Origin of the sequence: Aurantimonas sp. C2-5-R2 (assembly GCF_036549495.1) — a bacterium.
GTDB classification, from domain to species: domain Bacteria; phylum Pseudomonadota; class Alphaproteobacteria; order Rhizobiales; family Rhizobiaceae; genus Aurantimonas; species Aurantimonas coralicida_A.
The window spans coordinates 1-2,172 of the sequence record NZ_JAZHLJ010000196.1 but is presented as its reverse complement, the minus strand read 5'-3'; the positions used below and the strand labels follow the sequence as shown (position 1 = coordinate 2,172).

Annotated in this window: 2 protein-coding genes; both read left to right on the top strand. The window is 63.4% G+C overall.

Annotated elements, in window-relative coordinates:
• On the top strand, nucleotides 1-831 hold an 831-nt coding region (locus VQ044_RS24850; RefSeq protein WP_331827869.1), incomplete at its 5' end, for a DUF4158 domain-containing protein.
• The coding region (locus VQ044_RS24845; protein ID WP_331827868.1) for a Tn3 family transposase at nucleotides 828-2,172 on the top strand (1,345 nt) is incomplete at its 3' end. The genes VQ044_RS24850 and VQ044_RS24845, both read left to right, overlap by 4 nt.

Below are 2,172 nucleotides of genomic sequence, written 5' to 3'. Positions count from 1 at the left end.
GATGTCAGCAGGCCGACGCTCTACCGCTATCGCTCCGTGATCCGCGCCCATCTCGCCGTCATGCCCTTCGACGATGCCGGAGAACGTCTGGTGACAGACGTGGTTCTCAAGGCGGCCGAGACGATGAGCGACCCCGCCGACCTCATCAATCGGGCGGCGGAGACCTTGCACGATGCCGCCATTGATCTGCCAGCGTTCAGCACCCTCGATCGCCTGGTCAATCATCTGCGCGCAAAGGTCCACCAGGAGATCTACGCAGGCGTCGCGGAACGGCTTACGCAGGCCGAAGCCGCGGCGCTGGATGCGTTGCTGGTCGTGCCGCCAGACACTATCACCACGCCTTTCAATCGGCTGAAGCAGGTGCCGGGTCCCGCCCGGCTCGCCATGATCAAGCTCTGGACGGATCGCCTCGACTGGCTGGACAATCTGGCCGATGCCGACATGGCTCTTTCGGGCATCGCTTCGACAAAACTCCGGCAGTTCGCGGCCGAAGCCACGGCCCTCGAGGTCAGCGAGCTTCTCGACATGGCCCTTCCCGGCAAACGGCATACCTTGCGGCTCAGCCTCCTGCACCACGCCCGTACACGCTGCCGCGACGAATTGATCGAGATGTTCCTGCGTCGCATCCGGCGCACTCAGGCCACAGCCAAGGAGAATCTCGACGCCCTTAAAGACCAGCACCGGGAACTGGAAGAATCGTTGATCGGCGTCCTTGGCCAGATGCTGGATACGGCGAAGGACGAGGAGGGCGACGCCGTNGCACTCAGGCCACAGCCAAGGAGAATCTCGACGCCCTTAAAGACCAGCACCGGGAACTGGAAGAATCGTTGATCGGCGTCCTTGGCCAGATGCTGGATACGGCGAAGGACGAGGAGGGCGACGCCGTTCTCGGCCAGCGGATCCGAGATCTTCTCATCCAGAAGGGCGGTGTAGATATCCTCACGCAACAGTTCGAGGCCGTCTCCGCCTGGCACGGCAACAACGATCTGCCGCTGCTCTGGCCGATCCATGCCAAGCATCGCAGCCTGTTGTTCAGGCTCTTCGACCTGATGAACATTCGCTCCGCGACCCAGGATCGCCGTCTCATCGTCGCCCTTGACCTCGTGTCGGACTATCGCCACGCCCGCCGCGATGATCTTCCCGCCGCCATCGATCTCGACTTCGCGTCCCAGCGCTGGCAAGCCTTTGTCATCCGGCGGCGCAAAGGACGAGCCGTTATCGATCGCCGCGCCCTCGAAGTCTGCGTCTTCATCCATCTTGCCGCCGCCCTGCAGTCCGGCGACTTCTATGTCGTCGGCTCCGAACAGTTCGCCGACTATCGCACCCAGCTGCTGCCCTGGACGGAGTGTCAGCCCCGACTGGCAGCCTATTGCGAGGCACTCGCCATGCCGCAGACTGGCGATAAGTTCGTCGTCCTCCTCAAGAGCCAATTGACCGAAGCCGCCGCGACGGTCGACGCGAACTTCCCGGCGAACGCCACGCTGAGCCTCGATCCTGACGGGACGCCCCATCTCAAACAGCTGCGCCCCAAGGAGCCGGTGGACGGCCTGCCCGAGTTCGAACGCGAGATCCGCGCCCGCATGCCCGAGCGCCATCTCCTCGATATCCTCAAATATGCCGAGCACTGGACCGGCTACACACGTCATTTTGGGCCGCCGTCCGGCGCCGATACGAAGCTGGCGCAGGCCGTTCGCCGCTACGTCTTCACCGTCTTCGGCTATGGCTGCAATCTCGGACCCGGCCAAACCGCCCGCCATGCGCCCGAACTCGTCACCCAGCAGGCGTTGCGTCGCATCAATGCCCAGCATATCAATGCCAACAAGCTGGAAGCGGCGATGACCGACCTCATCGATGAATATGCCCGCTTCGCCCTGCCGCGACACTGGGGAAGCGGCCAGGCCGCCATCGCCGACGGCACCCACGTCAAGCTGCGCGAGAACAATCTCATCGGCTCCCGGCACGTGCGCTATGGCGGTTACGGCGGCATCGCCTATCACCACATCGCCGACACCTACATCGCGCTGTTCACCACCTTCATCCCCTGCGGCGTCTGGGAAGCAGTGCACATTCTGGACGGCCTCCTCAAGAACCGGTCGCAGCTTCAGCCGGATACCCTGCACGCGGATACCCAGGGCCAGAGCGAGCCGGTTTTTGGACTCAGCAGATTTCTCG